Origin of the sequence: Anoxybacillus sp. PDR2, from assembly GCF_009834045.1 — a bacterium.
GTDB lineage: Bacteria > Bacillota > Bacilli > Bacillales > Anoxybacillaceae > Anoxybacteroides > Anoxybacteroides rupiense.
Genome location: NZ_CP047158.1, coordinates 3,589,895 through 3,605,777, shown reverse-complemented (window position 1 = coordinate 3,605,777; position 15,883 = coordinate 3,589,895). Strand labels below are relative to the sequence as shown.

The 15,883-nt window shown below is 44.5% G+C and carries 14 protein-coding genes and 2 pseudogenes; 9 read left to right on the top strand and 7 right to left on the bottom strand.

Annotated elements, in window-relative coordinates:
* Window positions 1–6: 6 nt before the first annotated feature.
* Window positions 7–1,314 (top strand): EAL domain-containing protein, encoded by a 1,308-nt coding sequence (locus tag GRQ40_RS17365; protein WP_159720574.1) that lies wholly within the window; start codon window positions 7–9, stop codon window positions 1,312–1,314.
* Between the two features lie 50 nt (window positions 1,315–1,364).
* Here GRQ40_RS17365 and GRQ40_RS17360 read toward each other — a convergent pair whose 3' ends face one another.
* Window positions 1,365–2,045 carry a DNA alkylation repair protein gene (locus tag GRQ40_RS17360; protein WP_159720572.1) on the bottom strand — a complete coding sequence of 227 codons (681 nt, stop codon included), beginning with the start codon at window positions 2,043–2,045 and terminating at the stop codon, window positions 1,365–1,367.
* A gap of 432 nt (window positions 2,046–2,477) precedes the next feature.
* Between GRQ40_RS17360 and GRQ40_RS17355 the strand changes: the two are divergent.
* From GRQ40_RS17355 to GRQ40_RS17345, 3 genes and pseudogenes are all read left to right on the top strand, one after another.
* A pseudogene (locus tag GRQ40_RS17355) lies at window positions 2,478–2,612 on the top strand (type I phosphomannose isomerase catalytic subunit); the annotation flags it as partial.
* Window positions 2,613–2,647: 35 nt separating this feature from the next.
* Window positions 2,648–2,873 (top strand): annotated as a pseudogene (locus GRQ40_RS17350) (UTRA domain-containing protein); the annotation flags it as partial.
* A gap of 210 nt (window positions 2,874–3,083) precedes the next feature.
* Window positions 3,084–3,530 (top strand): VanZ family protein, encoded by a 447-nt coding sequence (locus GRQ40_RS17345; protein WP_159720570.1) that lies wholly within the window; start codon window positions 3,084–3,086, stop codon window positions 3,528–3,530.
* 16 nt (window positions 3,531–3,546) lie between these two features.
* Here GRQ40_RS17345 and GRQ40_RS17340 read toward each other — a convergent pair whose 3' ends face one another.
* The gene (locus GRQ40_RS17340; protein WP_159720568.1) at window positions 3,547–4,545 is read right to left on the bottom strand and encodes a Gfo/Idh/MocA family protein; all 999 of its coding nucleotides are present in this window, start codon (window positions 4,543–4,545) and stop codon (window positions 3,547–3,549) included.
* Between the two features lie 395 nt (window positions 4,546–4,940).
* On the opposite strand from GRQ40_RS17340, the gene GRQ40_RS17335 reads away from it, so the two are divergent.
* The 5 genes from GRQ40_RS17335 (at window position 4,941) to GRQ40_RS17315 (ending at window position 9,539) form a co-directional block, all read left to right on the top strand.
* Window positions 4,941–5,816, top strand: a complete 876-nt coding sequence (locus GRQ40_RS17335) for an ROK family protein (protein WP_159720566.1) — start codon at window positions 4,941–4,943, stop codon at window positions 5,814–5,816.
* Window positions 5,817–6,035: 219 nt separating this feature from the next.
* Window positions 6,036–6,197, top strand: a complete 162-nt coding sequence (locus GRQ40_RS17330) for a hypothetical protein (RefSeq protein WP_156450556.1) — start codon at window positions 6,036–6,038, stop codon at window positions 6,195–6,197.
* A gap of 15 nt (window positions 6,198–6,212) precedes the next feature.
* A complete protein-coding gene (locus tag GRQ40_RS17325; RefSeq protein ID WP_159720564.1) occupies window positions 6,213–7,127 on the top strand; it encodes a TetR/AcrR family transcriptional regulator in 915 nt (304 codons plus the stop codon).
* Window positions 7,128–7,213: 86 nt separating this feature from the next.
* Entirely contained in the window at window positions 7,214–8,815 is a 1,602-nt protein-coding gene (locus GRQ40_RS17320; RefSeq protein WP_044742415.1) for an MDR family MFS transporter, read from the top strand.
* 127 nt (window positions 8,816–8,942) lie between these two features.
* Window positions 8,943–9,539 carry a TetR/AcrR family transcriptional regulator gene (locus GRQ40_RS17315; protein ID WP_159720562.1) on the top strand — a complete coding sequence of 199 codons (597 nt, stop codon included), beginning with the start codon at window positions 8,943–8,945 and terminating at the stop codon, window positions 9,537–9,539.
* Between the two features lie 316 nt (window positions 9,540–9,855).
* On the opposite strand, the gene GRQ40_RS17310 is transcribed toward GRQ40_RS17315, so the two are convergent.
* From GRQ40_RS17310 to GRQ40_RS17290, 5 genes are all read right to left on the bottom strand, one after another.
* On the bottom strand, window positions 9,856–11,511 hold the full coding sequence (locus GRQ40_RS17310; protein ID WP_159720560.1) for a hypothetical protein: 1,656 nt from the start codon (window positions 11,509–11,511) through the stop codon (window positions 9,856–9,858).
* A 445-nt stretch (window positions 11,512–11,956) separates the two neighbouring features.
* Complete coding sequence (locus GRQ40_RS17305) at window positions 11,957–12,292, bottom strand: DUF779 domain-containing protein (protein WP_044742418.1); 336 nt, start codon at window positions 12,290–12,292, stop codon at window positions 11,957–11,959.
* A 93-nt stretch (window positions 12,293–12,385) separates the two neighbouring features.
* The gene (adh, locus tag GRQ40_RS17300) at window positions 12,386–13,906 is read right to left on the bottom strand and encodes an aldehyde dehydrogenase (protein WP_159720558.1); all 1,521 of its coding nucleotides are present in this window, start codon (window positions 13,904–13,906) and stop codon (window positions 12,386–12,388) included.
* A gap of 197 nt (window positions 13,907–14,103) precedes the next feature.
* Window positions 14,104–14,631 carry a VanZ family protein gene (locus tag GRQ40_RS17295; protein WP_159720979.1) on the bottom strand — a complete coding sequence of 176 codons (528 nt, stop codon included), beginning with the start codon at window positions 14,629–14,631 and terminating at the stop codon, window positions 14,104–14,106.
* Between the two features lie 564 nt (window positions 14,632–15,195).
* Window positions 15,196–15,762 carry a hypothetical protein gene (locus GRQ40_RS17290; RefSeq protein WP_159720556.1) on the bottom strand — a complete coding sequence of 189 codons (567 nt, stop codon included), beginning with the start codon at window positions 15,760–15,762 and terminating at the stop codon, window positions 15,196–15,198.
* Window positions 15,763–15,883: the final 121 nt, after the last annotated feature.

Here is a 15,883-nt window from a genome sequence, read left to right as displayed (position 1 = left end):
CCGAACATGGACGACCAGCTTGCATCGGTGCTGCTGCTTACCGACAGCTTAAACCGCGAGAATATCGTGGATAAGGCAGCGCATTTCATCTCTGAATATTCATTGGGACTGATTTATTTAGATATAAAAAATTGCAGCCAAATGGAACAGAAGTATGGAAAGGAAGCGTGCCAAAAGCTGTTGGCGGCAGTCAAACAAATCATGACAAACTTAGAGAACGAAGAACCGTTTGGCATATGCGCCCACCGCATGTTTGGGGATGATCTGCTGGTATTGATTCGTATGGAGAGTGGAGCAGGGGAGGCTCATTTACGCTGTTTGGCGCATAATATATATCAGCGATTCAAAACAAGCATGGCTCATCAAGCGAAATGGGCTGAGCCCGTTGATTTTTATGTGGGCGTATCGTTGCTTGATTCAGGTGCTGAAAAAGCGCTGGAGCATTTGTTGTACGAGGCGGTTAAAAAAGCGGTAAGCGAGGCAAAAAAGGCAACAAATGCTGAGCAGCAAAAGCTGCAAACGGAATTTCGCCACATTTTGGCCGGTCAGCATCTTACGGCACACTACCAGCCGATTGTATCACTGCTTGACAAAAAGATTTATGGGTACGAGGCATTGGCGCGCGGACCGCAGACAAGCTATTTTGCAACGCCCCATCGTTTATGGGAATTTGCTGAAAAAGAGAACCAACTGTATGCGCTGGAGAAACTGGCACGGCAAAAAGCGATTGAAGGATTTTCCGCGAGCGATCCGAATTGGAAGCTTTTTATTAATTTAAATGCCAATGTCATTCATGATCCGCAGTTCACCCCTGGACAGACGCTGGCGTTTCTGAAAAAAAGAGGGCTTACGCCGCAGCAAGTTGTATTTGAGATTACCGAACGTCAATCGATTGATGATTATGCCTCCTTTAAAAAAGTGCTCAGCCACTACCGCAAGCAAGGATATCGCATCGCCATTGATGATGCCGGAGCGGGCTATTCTTCCCTTCAGGCGATTGCTGAGTTGCGTCCGGACTATATTAAAATCGATCGTTCGATTATTCATAAGGTTGATGGCCATTCAGTCAAGGCCATTTTACTGGAAACCCTTGCTGGATTTGCCCGGAAAATAGGCTGTCATCTCATTGTCGAAGGAATTGAAACGCAGGAAGAGCTCCAAGTGGTCACCAAGCTCGGCATCCCGTTTGGCCAAGGCTATTGGCTGGGACGGCCGCATCCGCATTTGCGTCCCATTGCTCATGAGACGCTGCGAACGTGGAAGCTAGTAGACCAACCTTTGGCGGAGGATGACCCGCAGACATGCCCATCATAACGAGCGGATCACGTTTTGATCGTGATCCGCTCGTTTATTTGCCGGCTGTATTAGCGGCGGCGTTGAATCACCTTTAATGCTTCTCGTTTACTTAACGGCGCCAATGTTTCGTTTTCCACGAACCGCTGGACGCTTGCCGGATGGGTCTTGGAATATTCGCGCAGCGCCCAGCCGATCGCTTTTTGAATAAAGAATTCCGATGACTGCCGGCATTGGCGGATAAGCTGGTAAAGCAAAGCTTCATCGGTCTCTTCTTTATATCTTAATTGAAACAAAATGGCTGTTCGCTGCAGCCACATATGATTGGACTGCATCCATCGTTCTGTGTAGACGGGAATACACTCTGGTTCGTTTTTGAAAAGCGGTCCGACGATATTGGCCGCAAGCATATCAACGGTGTCCCACCAAGGTTTGTTTGTAATGAGCTTCTCTATGAATTCTAAATCCGTTTTTGAGAGACTTCTCTTTTCTTTTTCCAGCAAAGCAAGTGCGCAATATTGCAATTCACGCTCCGGCCATTCCCAAAGTTTAATGACGATGTCTGCCAGCTCAGTGCGCGGCGGAAGGCCGTGCTGCGCGAGAAACTCTTTTAGCAACGCGCGGCGCTCTGGGGTTTTGATTCCGAGAAATTCAAATTGGTTGCGCATATATTGTTTCATCGGTCCAGCATTCGCTTCATGGCGATGGGCTCGCAGCCATTGCGCGAGGCGGTGAGCATATGGATGTGTCATTCGCTTAATCCCTCTTTCGTTCGTTTTGTAAAAATAGAATAGCAGATCGAGTGAGAACAAGGAAGAGGGTTAGACACGAACGGCCGCTGGGCTGACATTGTTCGCCGCGACCATAGCACATCTCCTCTATCGATCATGCGTGTTGTCCCTGTCGCATAAGCAGCTTCGTCCGAACGGAGCCAGATGATGCATTGCCCCAAGTGTACCGATTCGCTTCAGAGAATGTTTCGCCGCAAGCCTGTTGCTCGTTTGTTCAGCCTTTCTGTTCTTGTTGGGTTGGCCCAGGTGCAGCCGGATTTGGGTGGAGTACGTTAAAAAGGTGACGAATGATTTGTAAAGTGATGGTTGATGCTTTAACATGTACATTGAGGGTTCTGCCGTCTCGAAGCAAGGGGGGACGGAACAATAAGACAAAACGAAGGGGGAGACAGAATGAATCAAGAGCCATTGTTCTTGGAGCCGATGTTTCAAGAGCGGATTTGGGGAGGAACGGCATTAGCTGACCGGTTCGGCTATCGCATTCCTTCTGATCGAACGGGCGAATGCTGGGCGATTTCCTTTCATCCGTAGTTCACACGAGGATGTGTTGCACGCTTCCATTTACACATGGGCTCGGACTAACGATCGCCGGCTGTCATTAGGAAAATTCGCGCGTCAAAGCCAACGGAGCTGGATCAAACGTATTTGCACTGCGCGCCGGATGATCCGATTTTAGAGGTCGAGCAGGTTGGTTTTCTAAATAATGGTGTTCCATTTGAATATTCTTTTTCCAGACATCGCTATGACAAGTTCGTGTTTACAACGGTCAATATCCGCCGTAATAAATAGCAAGCGTTATCCTTTGGAACGAATGAGCTTAAAACCGCATCCGCATAAAAGAGAATGCTTGAGGCGGCGAGACGGCTTCTGGCATTTCGGACAAATCGTTTGTTTCATTTTTTTCCTCCTTTCGCTTATCGCCGTATACATTTAGTATAACAATATTTTTGTGATAATCAATATCAAATTATAATAATTATAAAAATAGAGGAGAAAGCAATGGTTCGCAAGTGGGTTTGGTGGAGCTTAGTTGGCATATGGTGTTTGGTGATTTATTGTTTTAGCGAGGCTTCCTATTTTACAGGGGAAAATACGGCGCACATCCTTCAAAAATGGATCGGCCACGAAGGATGGGAGGAAGGGGAGGGAGCCGCTTCTCCCTTGAATTTTGTCATCCGTAAGTTTGCTCATTTGTCTGCTTTTGGGATTTTGGCTGTACTGGTTTTTCAAGCGCTGTATCCGAAGCGGTGGGCCTATGTGTGGGCGTGGAGCTTTGCGGCCGTTTATGCGGCGACAGATGAGTGGCATCAGTCGTTTGAACCGGGGAGGACGGCGCTATTTTCGGATGTCGTGATTGATGCCTGCGGCGCGCTCGTCGCCTTATGCCTTGTATGGATGTGGCAACAACGGAGGAAGCCAGCGCGCCTCAAGCGAAAAATTTCTTAAAATGAGACCCTTTGCTTTATTGGCAAAGGGTCGACTCGTCGGCAGGGAATCGAATGCCGGTTTGTTTTCGCGCTTCCTCCATTATTTCAGCTGTGATGAACGAATGGGCGTGTGAATTTGTTTCTGATTGGCGCTGGCCGCGCGTGATAAGCTGCGTCCATTCAAGCGCTTCATAATACATCGGATGATGCGTCTGAGGCTCTGTAATATCCTCGACTCGGCCATCGCGGTAGCGAATTTCCACTTTGGTCGGAGTATGGATGGCATCAATGACGATGCTTCCTTCTTCTCCTTGAATTTCTGCAGGAACATAGGAATTCGTGATTTTTGAATACATCACAACCGCATCCATATCGCCGTAATGAAGGACGATGCTTCCCTCGCCGTCGACGCCTGATTCCAGCATGACACTGCTGGCTTTTAACGATTGCGGTTTTCCAAATAAAACAACGAGCGGGTAAAGGCAATAAACGCCTAAGTCCATCAATGCGCCGTTTGAAAAAGCCGGATTAAAGGCATTTAATACCGTCCCTTGCTTATAGGCGTCATAGCGCGAGGAATATTGGCAGTAACTAGCGAAATAGCGGCGTATTTTTCCGATTTTATGAAGGTGGCGGCGGATCGCTTGGAAATTGGGGAGAAGCGTTGTTTTCATCGCTTCCATCAATACGACATCATTCGCTTTAGCCGCCTCTATCATCGCTTGGACTTCTTTTGTATTGGAGGCCAATGGCTTTTCGCATAAGACATGTTTGCCATGATTCATAAGCAAAACGGCTTGCTCGGCATGGAGCGAATTGGGGCTGGCGATGTAGACAGCGTCGATCTCATCGCTTTTGGCCATTTCTTCTAAATGAGTAAATGTGCGTTTCGCTCCGGTTTTTGCGGCAAACTGCTTCGCTTTTTCCTCGTCGCGGGAATAGACAGCGGTCAATGTCAACTGGGAAATTGGCTGAGCAGCTTGTAAAAATTCTTGAGTAATCCAGTTCGTTCCGATTGTTGCGAGTCGAATCAAAAGTATCCTCTCCTTATTCATATTTAGTATCGTTCATTTTGCGTATGATGGACGAAAAAGCCAATCGTTTCAAGCGGCATGCTGTTATTGGACATCATGAGCCTCCTTCGTTCTGCCGCACCACCCTAGAATCGATTTCATTTAGCTTTCTGGCAGCGTGTATGTAAGACCATCGCAGTCCAGACTTACGGCGCGAAAAAACATCCAAAAAGCGAAGGTTTTTAAGCATGGATGAGCGAAATAATTGCTAGCGAGAAAGTCTTAGAAGCACTGCTAAACAATGCCGTTAAAGGGTGGTGGTGTTTATTATACATGGGGTGACTAGTTTTTTCCATAGAGAAGTCTGGAGTGGATTGGTGCGACCATAAAAAGTGAACAGAAAGTGAGGAAAAAGCATGTATCTTGGCGCAATTGAAGCGGGTGGAACAAAATTTGTTTGCGCAGTCGGAGATGATGATGGCCGCGTTCGTCAAAGAGAGATGTTTCCAACAACAACACCTGAGGAAACGATGCGGAGCGTCATCCGTTTTTTTCAGCAGTTTGAACTAAAAGCGATCGGTATTGGATCATTTGGTCCGATTGACTTAAATAAAAGCAGCCATACATATGGTTACATTACCAGTACGCCAAAGCGGAAATGGGAAAGCTTTAACTTTGTAGGAGAGATGTCCAAATATTTTCCTGTTCCGATCGGCTTTGATACCGATGTCAACGCTGCTGCTTTAGGGGAGCGATTATGGGGAGCGGCCAAAGGAACCAATAGTTGTCTTTATATGACGGTTGGAACGGGAATCGGTGTGGGGGCTATCGTGGAGGGCCGACTGTTGCATGGGCTCTTGCATCCGGAAATGGGCCATATTCTGGTCCGCCGTCATCCTGAGGATGGTTTTGCCGGCTGTTGTCCATTTCATAACGATTGCTTGGAAGGAATGGCTTCGGGTCCTGCGATTGAAAAGCGCTGGGGCAAGAAGGGAGCCGAATTGACGAACCATACGGAAGTGTGGGAGCTTGAAGCCTTTTATTTAGGACAGGCGATCGCCCAATATATCCTGACTCTTTCTCCTGAAAAAATCATTGTCGGCGGCGGGGTGATGAAGCAAACGCAGCTGTTGCCGGCTGTTCGCCGTTATGTGATAGACTTTTTGAACGGCTATATTCAGCATGAAGCGATTTTACAGCATATCGATGAGTATGTGGTGCGGCCGGGACTTGGTGACAATGCCGGCATTTGTGGCGCCCTCGCATTGGCAAAACAGGCATTAGGTGAATAATATCAAAATGGATGACCGTTCATTCAAAGCGGAGATCAGAACGGTCATTTTTATTGTGGATCATATATAGATTGACTATTTGGTCATTTTTTGTCGATAAAATTTTGACTAATAGGTCATTTTTGTTTGAATATTATTCTTGATAAATGATGAAAAAGTATTTATAATGAGAATGACTGTTTGGTCGAAATTCGATGAGCGAATTGAGGTGCCATTTTCATGGGAAAATATAAAGAAGAATTGTCTTGTAAGCAGCTTGTGGAAAAGCTTCAGAAGCATGGAGTTCATGCCGAGCTGGTGAAGCCTCGTACGAAGCTGTCCATTTATCCGAAGGTCTTTGTAAAAGGGTGCCTGCCTAACCAAAAGGTGTCTTGGACTTAGGAGTGGAAAATAGGAATGACAAAGCAACGCAAGGTTGAATTTATTAAAACCGCGATGAAGCTGTTTGCTGAAAAGGGGTATTATTCCACTTCCATTCAAGATATTGTCGAAGCTTGGGGCATTTCTAAGGGAGCATTTTATCATCATTTTTCCTCAAAGGAAGAGTTGATGCTCTCGGTTGTCAAATACTATTTAGATCAGTTGTTTTCACAGTTTATCCATGCGAAGCACGAGGGAGAAGCGGAATCGGAAAGGGAAGTGTTGATCAAACAACTCGAAGTACAGTTAGAAAGCATTCATTCACAGAAAGATTTTTTTCAGATGGTAGTGGCGGAGCAAATTCCCAAAATTAACGAGAACCTTCATAGCTATTTACGCATGCAGCGCTCCCGCATATTCAATTGGCATTGTCAACGGTTGATTGAAGTATATGGAAAAAAAGTAGAAAGATATGTGTATGACGTAGCCGCCATGTTAAGCGGCATTTTACGTGAATACACCTTTTATATGATGTTTCATCCGAATAGGTTTCAAGCAAAGGAAATTGCCGCGTTTATTGTCCGTCGGCTTGATGCGATTGTCATGCACTTTTCTGAACACGAGGAGCCGCTGTTAAAGCAAGAGATCGTTCACTCTTTTATGGAAATGGCTGAACAGGAAAAGCGTAAACGAAAAATGCAAATGATGGCTCAAATGGAAAGCTTAAAGAAAAAGCTATCGTCATTGTCGCTTGATAAAAAAACGTACCATCAGCTTCATTCCGCGCTGGATACGCTTGAGGCGGAATTTATGAATGAGCAATCAGCGCCGCGGGAATATGTGGTGAAAGGGATTTTATTATATATTGAAAGTCAGCAGCTTCATCCGTTATGTGAAGCGCTTGATTCATTAAAAGAAGCCGTTCATGAATATATGGCCCAACATCATTAAAGTTCATATTCTGTTCATAAACATCAAGTACCATTGTTCATGAATATATGATATGACCTAACATCATGATAGATAGGAGAGATACGATGTCAGACACAGCTATATTAAATGCGCCATCTGCGATTAAGCATCGCAATTTGTTAATCACAGGATTAATTATTGCGATGTTATTCGGTGCGCTTGATGGAACCATTGTTGGAACGGCCATGCCGCGCATTGTCGGTGAGCTTGGAGGGATTGGCCTGATGACATGGCTGACGACCGCTTATATGCTCACATCGACAGCGGTCGTGCCGATTGCCGGAAAATTGGCGGATTTATTAGGACGAAGAGTCGTTTATGTATCCGGATTGGTCATTTTTATGGTGGGTTCGGCACTTTGCGGGATGGCGCATCATATGACCGAATTGATTATTTATCGAGGCCTGCAAGGGATCGGCGGCGGAATTATGATGCCGATGGCCATGATTATCATCGGGGACTTGTTTACTGGAAAAGAGCGCGCCAAATGGCAAGGGGTGTTTGGCGGTTTATATGGTCTTGCCTCCATTTTAGGTCCGCAAGTGGGCGGATGGATTGTCGACCACATGAGCTGGGAATGGGTGTTTTATATCAACCTTCCTGTCGGGATTTTGGCGACGATTTTCATTGCGATGGGACTAAATAAGCATCAAGCAACAGGACCTGTCAAATTTGATATTGCCGGTATGTGTACGATGATTATCGGCGTTGTCAGCTTGCTGTTGGCGTTAACGTTTGGCGGCGATAAGTATGAATGGACATCTTGGCAAATTATTGGTTTATTTGCTGTAGCCATCGTCTTTTTAACAGCGTTTGTGTTGGTTGAGAGAAAAGCCGAAGAACCGATTTTGCCGATGCATTTCTTTAAAAATCGGACATTTACGATATTGAATGGCCTTGGCTTTTTAATGAGTGTCGGCATGTTTGGCGCGATTATGTTCGTTCCGTTCTTCATGCAAGGGGTTGTCGGCGTGAGCGCGACGCAATCTGGTACCATTATGACTCCGATGATGATCACAATGATTGTCGGAAGCATTATTGGCGGTCGAATTGTTTATAAAATCGGAGTGAAACCGCAGCTCATCATTGGTATGCTCATCATGGCTTCCGGTTTTGGTCTGCTTAGCACAATGGATATCGGAACGACAAAATGGACAGCGACATTTTATATGATTGTGCTCGGATTAGGTGTCGGGCTAGTGATGCCACTTTTGACGTTGGCTCTGCAAGAAACCTTCCCGAAATCGGAAATCGGAGTCGTTACATCGTCAAGCCAATTTTTCCGCTCCATTGGCGGAACGTTCGGAATGACGATTTTAGGGGCGATTATGAATCATCGTTCAAGTCAGATTTTAGAAGAGCGCCTCATGCCAACTTTAACGGCGCTTCCGCCACAGGCGAAGGAAATGGCGGATAAATTTTCCCATATGATTCATGATAATCCACAGTCGCTGTATTCGATGTTGTTTAGTCCAGAGATGCTGGCGGGCATGCCTCAGCAAATGAAAGATGCGTTTATTCCTATTTTAAAGCATTCGCTCATCGAGTCGCTCCATTCCGTGTTTCTATTTGGTCTTGTGTTCATCGTATGTGGAGCTGCCTTGACATTAGCCTTGCGAAAAATCACCTTGTCGGATCAGCGCCAAAAAGAAAAAGCGAGTGCATAATCGCACAGAAAAGGCGGGTTGTAGTCAAAGTCAACATAGGCTTTGACTACAGCCTTTTTACATTCCTTCATTTTTGCTAAAAATATTATAACACACTTGTATTAAAAAAACGTGATATAATATACGTATGCCTAAAATCGTGGATCATGAAAAACAGAGAAAGATGATTGCCGAAGCGACTTGGAGAGTCATTATGAGAGATGGATTGGAAAAAGCAACAGTTCGCAACATTGCAAAAGAGACAGGGATTTCGGTCGGTTCATTGCGGCATTACTTTGCCTCTCAGTCAGAGCTTTTAGCCTTTTCTATGCAGCTTGTCTCCGAACGGGTAAAAGAAAGAATGAGCGCCTTGCCTGTTTCCGGTCCGCCGCTTGAAGCGGTAAAACGTTTCCTATGCGAGCTTTTACCGCTCACTGATGAAACAAGAAAGGAAATGGAGGTGTGGTTGGCGTTTACTCAAAAGGCATTATGGGATAAGGAACTCCAGCCTTTAAGCAAACAAGTGTATGAGGAGCTTCGTTCTGGAATTCGATCGTTGCTTGAAGCATTGATTCGTCTTGGAGCAGTAAATCCTAATGTGCCAATTGAAATGGAAACAGAGCGTCTCTATGCGCTTATTGACGGCTTGGCCATGCATGGCATTATGCAGCCGCATCAGTTATCTTCTCAAGAAATCGAGGCGGTCATCGACTATCATTTACGTTCCATTTTTTATGAAACATAAGAATATGGAACATGTTGAAAGAAAAAAGGAGGCCTGTTCAAGCCTCCCTTTTTTTATGCTAAACACGCTGCGGAATGATCAACATGAAAATGCCGCTACTTTTTGTATTTTTGTCTGATAGATCGATGCAACTGGACTTTTTAACATTCGACGGTTGGACGGCCGCTGCGCCATTCATTTGTTCTGTAAGCGGCCTATTGTTCGGTCTTGCTTTAGCGTGACAAAGGCCGGTCTTGGCTTGTCTCCGACCGTCAAAAATAGATTTGGCTTTTGCAGGGGAGCTATATGGGCCGTCAGAAAAGCACCCCATCATTTTTTAATAATCCGATACGTTTTTATAATCTTTCACCAAATCGCCGAATCCTCCTTCTTCAAGAGAAGCGATCACGGCTTTCGTCATCTCGATGTTGTGATTGACAAGGTATTGGGTTTTTGAAGTGATGAACCGATCGAAAACAGGGCTTCTCCCTGCCCCTACCTTTTCCAAATTCTTTTGGGCCTTCAATAAATCCTCTAATGTTAACAGCGGATAATCGGTGCCATGAAAAGTAAGGTCAGGATTTAACTGATACCATAAGTCTTTGTTGTCTTTAATCCATCTGTCTCCGATGTCTTCAATGCCCGTTTTAATATGTAACGCTGCTGTTAAATACGCTTCTTTTTTTGTTTCCAAATAGCTTTCTAGCAGGAAATTCATTTCTCCCAATGAATGATTTAAGGAAGCGTGAGTCTTTTTCTTTTGCGTGTTTCCGTAGAAATCACAAATAATATAGCCGTTCTCGGTTTGGATGTAGTTCTTTTTTTCCACCTGGTCTAATAAGTAATCAGCGTAGAACAGAGCGATATCTTGGTATTCCGGAATGTTGAATAGCTTGCTGATCCGCTTTAAATAAATAGCGATATACTCGTTAAAGCGAGTATCATAATACGGAGCGGTAATTCCATAATTGTCTTTCAGCCACGTGCTCGTAATTTCAGTTGGAATCGGCTTGCCTAATTGAGCGCCATAATTTAATAAATTGGCCACTGAGTTTAGGATAAAGTCGTAAAAATATCTTTCTTTTGTTTTTTCATAGTGATCGGCATAGCGTCGATCATGGACAAGAGCAAAATATCGTCCGTATCCAAATTTAGTAGACGGTTCGATCGACCACGGCAGCTTGCCAAACGGCCCATCAGCGGTATACCATTTGTTAATTTTCTTATACTCTTTCAAGGTGTGCTTTTCCCATTCTTTAAAATTTCCCATGTTTTGAAAAAGCGGTTGGGAGGAGTATAAGAACCAGCTTTCCGATAAACTTTGCCTTTTGGCCACATGAGGCATATGAATGACAATGCGCTGCCCTTGTCCAGTGATTTTCGTTTCATCTGTTTCTTTTATTAATTCGCGCAATTGGCTTTTTCGCGTATCACTGTATTGTTTGACTAATGGCACAGAATTATAATTTTTGCTAATGACCATATTCGCATAAGCATCATCGCCTTTGAGCTCAACGAGTCCATGTGGCGTCGATGTAGGGTCCACGCCTAAAGTGGAATCATGCTCATGCTTAATTTTTTCAGAATGAAAACGAGTCACTGTATAGTTTGTAAAAGGCTTCTTGAACGATAGGGAAAAGTCAATCGTACTAGGTCGCGTCGTTTCATTTTGAAACTTGGTAAATACAAACATATCGTTGTTCTCTAATTTTCGAACGGTAACAGTCAGTGTGCCATAATGACGCGAAAGCGACGTGGATGAGAGCTGATAGATCGTAAAATAGTCTTTGGATTTAATAGAGGATTTCGTGCCGCTTTTGATTTTTTTGAGACGGACGTCTTTGGCCTGAAGCTCAATATTTCCGTCTGTGATCATCCCGTTTACTTGTATATGTAGAGTTTTGAAAAAAAAGAAATAGGCCAGTATGCTGGCAGCTAACAAAAGTAAAACTGCCGCCCCGATTACAGGCTTCCACCGTAATTTATTGATCACGTTTCCCACTCCTTTTTTGTCAGCCTAAATGAAATGGTCGAACTTAGAAACTAGATCCATGCCACGTATGCCCATTTTTTTGGGCGCTTCTTTTTTTGATAAAACATGTTGTAGGTTGCTGCTCATTAGCTTAAGCCAGGCGCTATGCCTTTGGGATCATCATTTTCTATAAACATTGATTCTAGATGTCATGATTGTCGAAATATGGAGTCAATAAAGCCACTCCCATTTTACAACATTTCTCATCAAATGGAAATTCCATATTTTTTGCTGAAGGCTTTTCTCACGCTTTTATATCGGAAGAAATAGGAAAATATAGAAGAGGTTCTAAGGAGGGGAAGGAGTGCTGGATATTCTCGAGGCAGATGAAGAGATCTGCTTGTTTGGCGGCATAAAAAAGAAGGACCATGCGGCCCTCTTAGTTTGGCAGGGTCTAGCGCGTTTTTTAGCCGAAGACCCGCGAGCGCGTTAAGAAGCGCACCCCTTCTGGGCCTTCAAGCGAAAACATGCCGCCGCGTCCGGGAACAACATCGATAATAAGCTGAGTGTGCTTCCAATATTCGTACTGCGCCGCCGAAATGTAGAACGGGCAGCCGCCGATTTCGCCAAGAAGCACATCTGAATCGCCGACGATCAACTCGCCTTGCGGATAACACATTGGAGAGCTACCATCGCAGCAGCCGCCAGATTGATGGAACATCAGCGGTCCATATTTCGCTTTTAGCTTTTCAATCAATTCTAGCGCCGCTTCCGTCGCTATCACTTTTGGCTGTTCGCCCATCATTTTTCCCTCCTTTCAAAAAAGGCAGCGCGCAAGCTGCACACTGCCTTGTTGAAATGTTTGCTTAGCCGTCGATCTTTACGGCGTTTTTTATTAAAAGAATCCAAGTTTTTGAGGCGAATAGCTGACAAGCAGATTTTTGGTTTGTTGATAATGCTCAAGCATCATTTTGTGCGTTTCGCGTCCGATACCGGACATTTTGTATCCGCCAAATGCAGCGTGAGCTGGGTAGGCGTGGTAGCAGTTCGTCCAGACGCGTCCAGCCTGAATGCCACGTCCAAAGCGGTAAGCAGTGTTGACGTCGCGCGTCCAAACACCAGCGCCAAGACCATACAATGTTTCATTGGCGATGGCGAGCGCTTCCTCTTTGTCTTTGAATGTCGTCACAGATACGACTGGTCCAAAAATTTCCTCTTGGAAAATGCGCATTTTATTGTGGCCTTTGAAAACGGTTGGTTTGACATAATATCCATTGCGTAATTCGCCTTCCAAGAAATTGCGCTCTCCCCCGATGAGCAGCTCGGCTCCTTCCTGCTTTCCAATATCAATATAGGATAGGATTTTTTCTAGTTGCTCGGAAGACGCTTGAGCGCCGATCATTGTTTCGGTATCGAGCGGATTGCCTTGCTTAATTTGTTTGACTCGCTCTAACGCCCGCTCCATAAAGGTGTCATAAATGGATTCTTGAATGAGGGCGCGAGATGGGCATGTACACACTTCGCCCTGATTGAGAGCAAACATCGTAAAGCCTTCAAGCGCTTTATCAAAAAATTCATCGTCTTGTTCAGCCACATCGGCAAAGAAAATGTTTGGTGATTTGCCGCCAAGCTCAAGTGTAACTGGGATGATGTTTTGCGATGCGTATTGCATAATGAGCCGGCCTGTTGTCGTCTCGCCTGTGAATGCCACTTTGGCAATGCGAGGATTGGAGGCGAGCGGTTTTCCTGCTTCGAGCCCAAAGCCGTTTACAACGTTGACGACTCCTTTTGGCAGAAGATCTTCGATGAGTTCAATCAATACGAGGATGGATGTTGGTGTTTGTTCTGCTGGTTTTAATACGACGCAGTTTCCTGCCGCCAGTGCTGGTGCCAACTTCCATGCCGCCATTAAAATCGGGAAATTCCAAGGGATGATTTGTCCGACGACCCCAAGCGGCTCTTTAAAGTGATAAGCAACTGTATCATTGTCGATTTCTGCAAGCGATCCTTCTTGAGCGCGAATGCAGCCAGCAAAATAGCGGAAATGGTCAATGGCGAGCGGAATATCGGCCGCGAGTGTTTCGCGGACGGGTTTGCCGTTTTCCCACGTTTCGGCAACCGCCAGCATTTCCAGATTTTCTTCCATGCGGTCAGCAATTTTATTTAAGATGCGGGCCCGTTCCGTGACCGATGTGCGGCTCCACGCTTCCTTTGCTTCATGGGCCGCGTCTAAAGCCAACTCGATATCAGCTGCTTTCGAACGAGGCACCTCGCAATACGGCTGTCCAGTCACTGGAGAAATGTTTTCGAAATATTCCCCGTCGACCGGAGGCACCCATTTGCCGCCAATAAAGTTTTCATAGCGTTTTTTAAACGTGATGAGAGAACCAGGGTGTCCAGGTTGAGTATAAATCATCCAAATTCCCCCTTTGTTTCTCTTATATGCGCTTACAAAGGAAGCGCATACAAAATATAGTGAAATTTCTCCCCAGGAAAATCATAGCATTATATGGGGAGGTTGTCAAAATAAAACGATGAATCTACACCCGATAACGATTATACTCACGGGTTTTGTAGAATATGACATAAAAGATGTGAACGACTCCCACTTCGCTAACGAGACAGGAATCTTTCGTTTTCATTTATTTCGTAAATATACTTCAAAAATGGGTTTAATTTAATATTCAGTTTATGTATCCATGCTTTGAAAAGGATCATGAACGCTTGAAAGAGGCCGTATCCTAAAATGGCACCAGAGAAATTGAATAGGACATCGTTCATATCGACGTATTTAAAAGTAAATCCAACGATTAATGCGATGATTAATTGTAAGCATTCCAGACAAATTCCTAATAAAACTCCCAATAACGCGATTCGTTTGCAATTAACCTTTGTAATAAAAGGAATACCAAATCCAAAAGGGATCGTTAATAAAATGTTGAGAAGCGATGTTTTCATATCTTCTTTATTGAGGTTAAACGGTATAAAATTAGCATCTCTCCATACATTTTGCCCGATTTCCTTTTTCATTTCAGGATCTAAAATAATCGGAAATTGAGTATAGTTTAATACATTGCATAGGTAAATGTAGAATAGGGAAAAGAAAATAAGGTAAAGATTCGTTTTTTTAACATTCTTCAGTCGAGAAGTCTCCCACTTCTAAATCTTGCGAAGCTTGATGAAAGTGGGAGATGAATCGACTTCGGACAAGGACAGGCTTTTGCCTGTTCAATTGTCTGACCCTGTGGTAAAATAAACCTATGTCGTTCTTTCATAACTGGATATAGGAGGTTGCATGGAGAAAATAAAATGCGAAAACCAAGCGGATCCTTCCATGCGTAAAATATCCAAGGTACAAAAGAACTCCGAATTGTCGGACATCTAGGGTTGGAACGACCCGAAGTCACGCTCAGGGAGACGAAAGGCGGCTTTCGTCGTGGAACTGAGAAGCTCCCACTTCAAGCTTTAGCTAAGTGGTGAGTAGTTCACATTTCCATTTAAGTAATACAATAAGAAATCCCCATAATAAGACGGCTCGTATCAGAATCGATCCGTCAAAATCAATTAACATAGCTCATGGCTCCCCTCTAAAATGAACTAGGGAGTCTAAAAAAATAGACATCCCCAGTTTAATTGTTTAATTGAAGACTGTTCCACTACCTTTGCATACAACATATAAAAAAGACTGACACACGGTCAGCCTTTCTAATAGGTCAGTTCCAGCCCCTCCAAAAGAAACGTCGCATATGCGCCGCTCAAATGATGGAAGGCTTCCAGCATGTCTTTTGGATCAACGGTGAAAAAGTTTTTCATAATCTCTTGGTTTTGCTCATGGATAAAGCTGAAAATAAAATCAGTTTTGATGCGATTGGCCACTAAAATAGCGCAATATGACCGTTCAAGCTGCATTTTGCGCTCGTGCTCCTCCAGCTGTGAGAAATGGGAAGCATATCGGTCAATAAGAGTCGGAAGCTGGTCTTGAATGCGGGCCTGCGCTTCTTCCATCATCGCTTCAACAGCAGCCGTCGTCGGAAACGCTTGATTGGTTAAAATCGTTTGCAAAACATTTTGCAGTGCATAGGTCGATTCTGTCGCAAAAGCCACATTTCCAAGCAGCAGTTGCATATATTCCTCTTCATGTCCAGCGTCAATTCTCATTTTCATAATCACTTCAAGCACATCGGAGTGGATTTTTTCTTTCGTCCAGCTGCCGATAAGCTGCTGCATCAACGCAGATAACACTTGTGATAGTTCTTCTTTTGTTACTTCCATCCATGGGTCCCTGCCTTGTTCTTGTATATAGTGATGTACATCTAGCATGCCATTGTTGGCAATGGAAAGTCAATAGAGAGCCTAGTGAGGAGGAAAAATTTTGCCGGAATGATAAAAATTA

Excerpts from the sequence above, each read along its gene's own strand:
- GRQ40_RS17360 (WP_159720572.1), bottom strand. The coding sequence starts at position 2,045 with ATGACACATCCATATGCTCACCGCCTCGCGCAATGGCTGCGAGCCCAT.
- GRQ40_RS17290 (WP_159720556.1), bottom strand. The coding sequence starts at position 15,762 with ATGGAAGTAACAAAAGAAGAACTATCACAAGTGTTATCTGCGTTGATG.
- adh (WP_159720558.1), bottom strand. The coding sequence starts at position 13,906 with ATGATTTATACTCAACCTGGACACCCTGGTTCTCTCATCACGTTTAAA.
- GRQ40_RS17305 (WP_044742418.1), bottom strand. The coding sequence starts at position 12,292 with ATGGGCGAACAGCCAAAAGTGATAGCGACGGAAGCGGCGCTAGAATTG.
- GRQ40_RS17335 (WP_159720566.1), top strand. The coding sequence starts at position 4,941 with ATGTATCTTGGCGCAATTGAAGCGGGTGGAACAAAATTTGTTTGCGCA.
- GRQ40_RS17330 (WP_156450556.1), top strand. The coding sequence starts at position 6,036 with ATGGGAAAATATAAAGAAGAATTGTCTTGTAAGCAGCTTGTGGAAAAG.
- GRQ40_RS17365 (WP_159720574.1), top strand. The coding sequence starts at position 7 with ATGGACGACCAGCTTGCATCGGTGCTGCTGCTTACCGACAGCTTAAAC.
- GRQ40_RS17320 (WP_044742415.1), top strand. The coding sequence starts at position 7,214 with ATGTCAGACACAGCTATATTAAATGCGCCATCTGCGATTAAGCATCGC.
- GRQ40_RS17345 (WP_159720570.1), top strand. The coding sequence starts at position 3,084 with ATGGTTCGCAAGTGGGTTTGGTGGAGCTTAGTTGGCATATGGTGTTTG.
- GRQ40_RS17315 (WP_159720562.1), top strand. The coding sequence starts at position 8,943 with ATGCCTAAAATCGTGGATCATGAAAAACAGAGAAAGATGATTGCCGAA.
- GRQ40_RS17325 (WP_159720564.1), top strand. The coding sequence starts at position 6,213 with ATGACAAAGCAACGCAAGGTTGAATTTATTAAAACCGCGATGAAGCTG.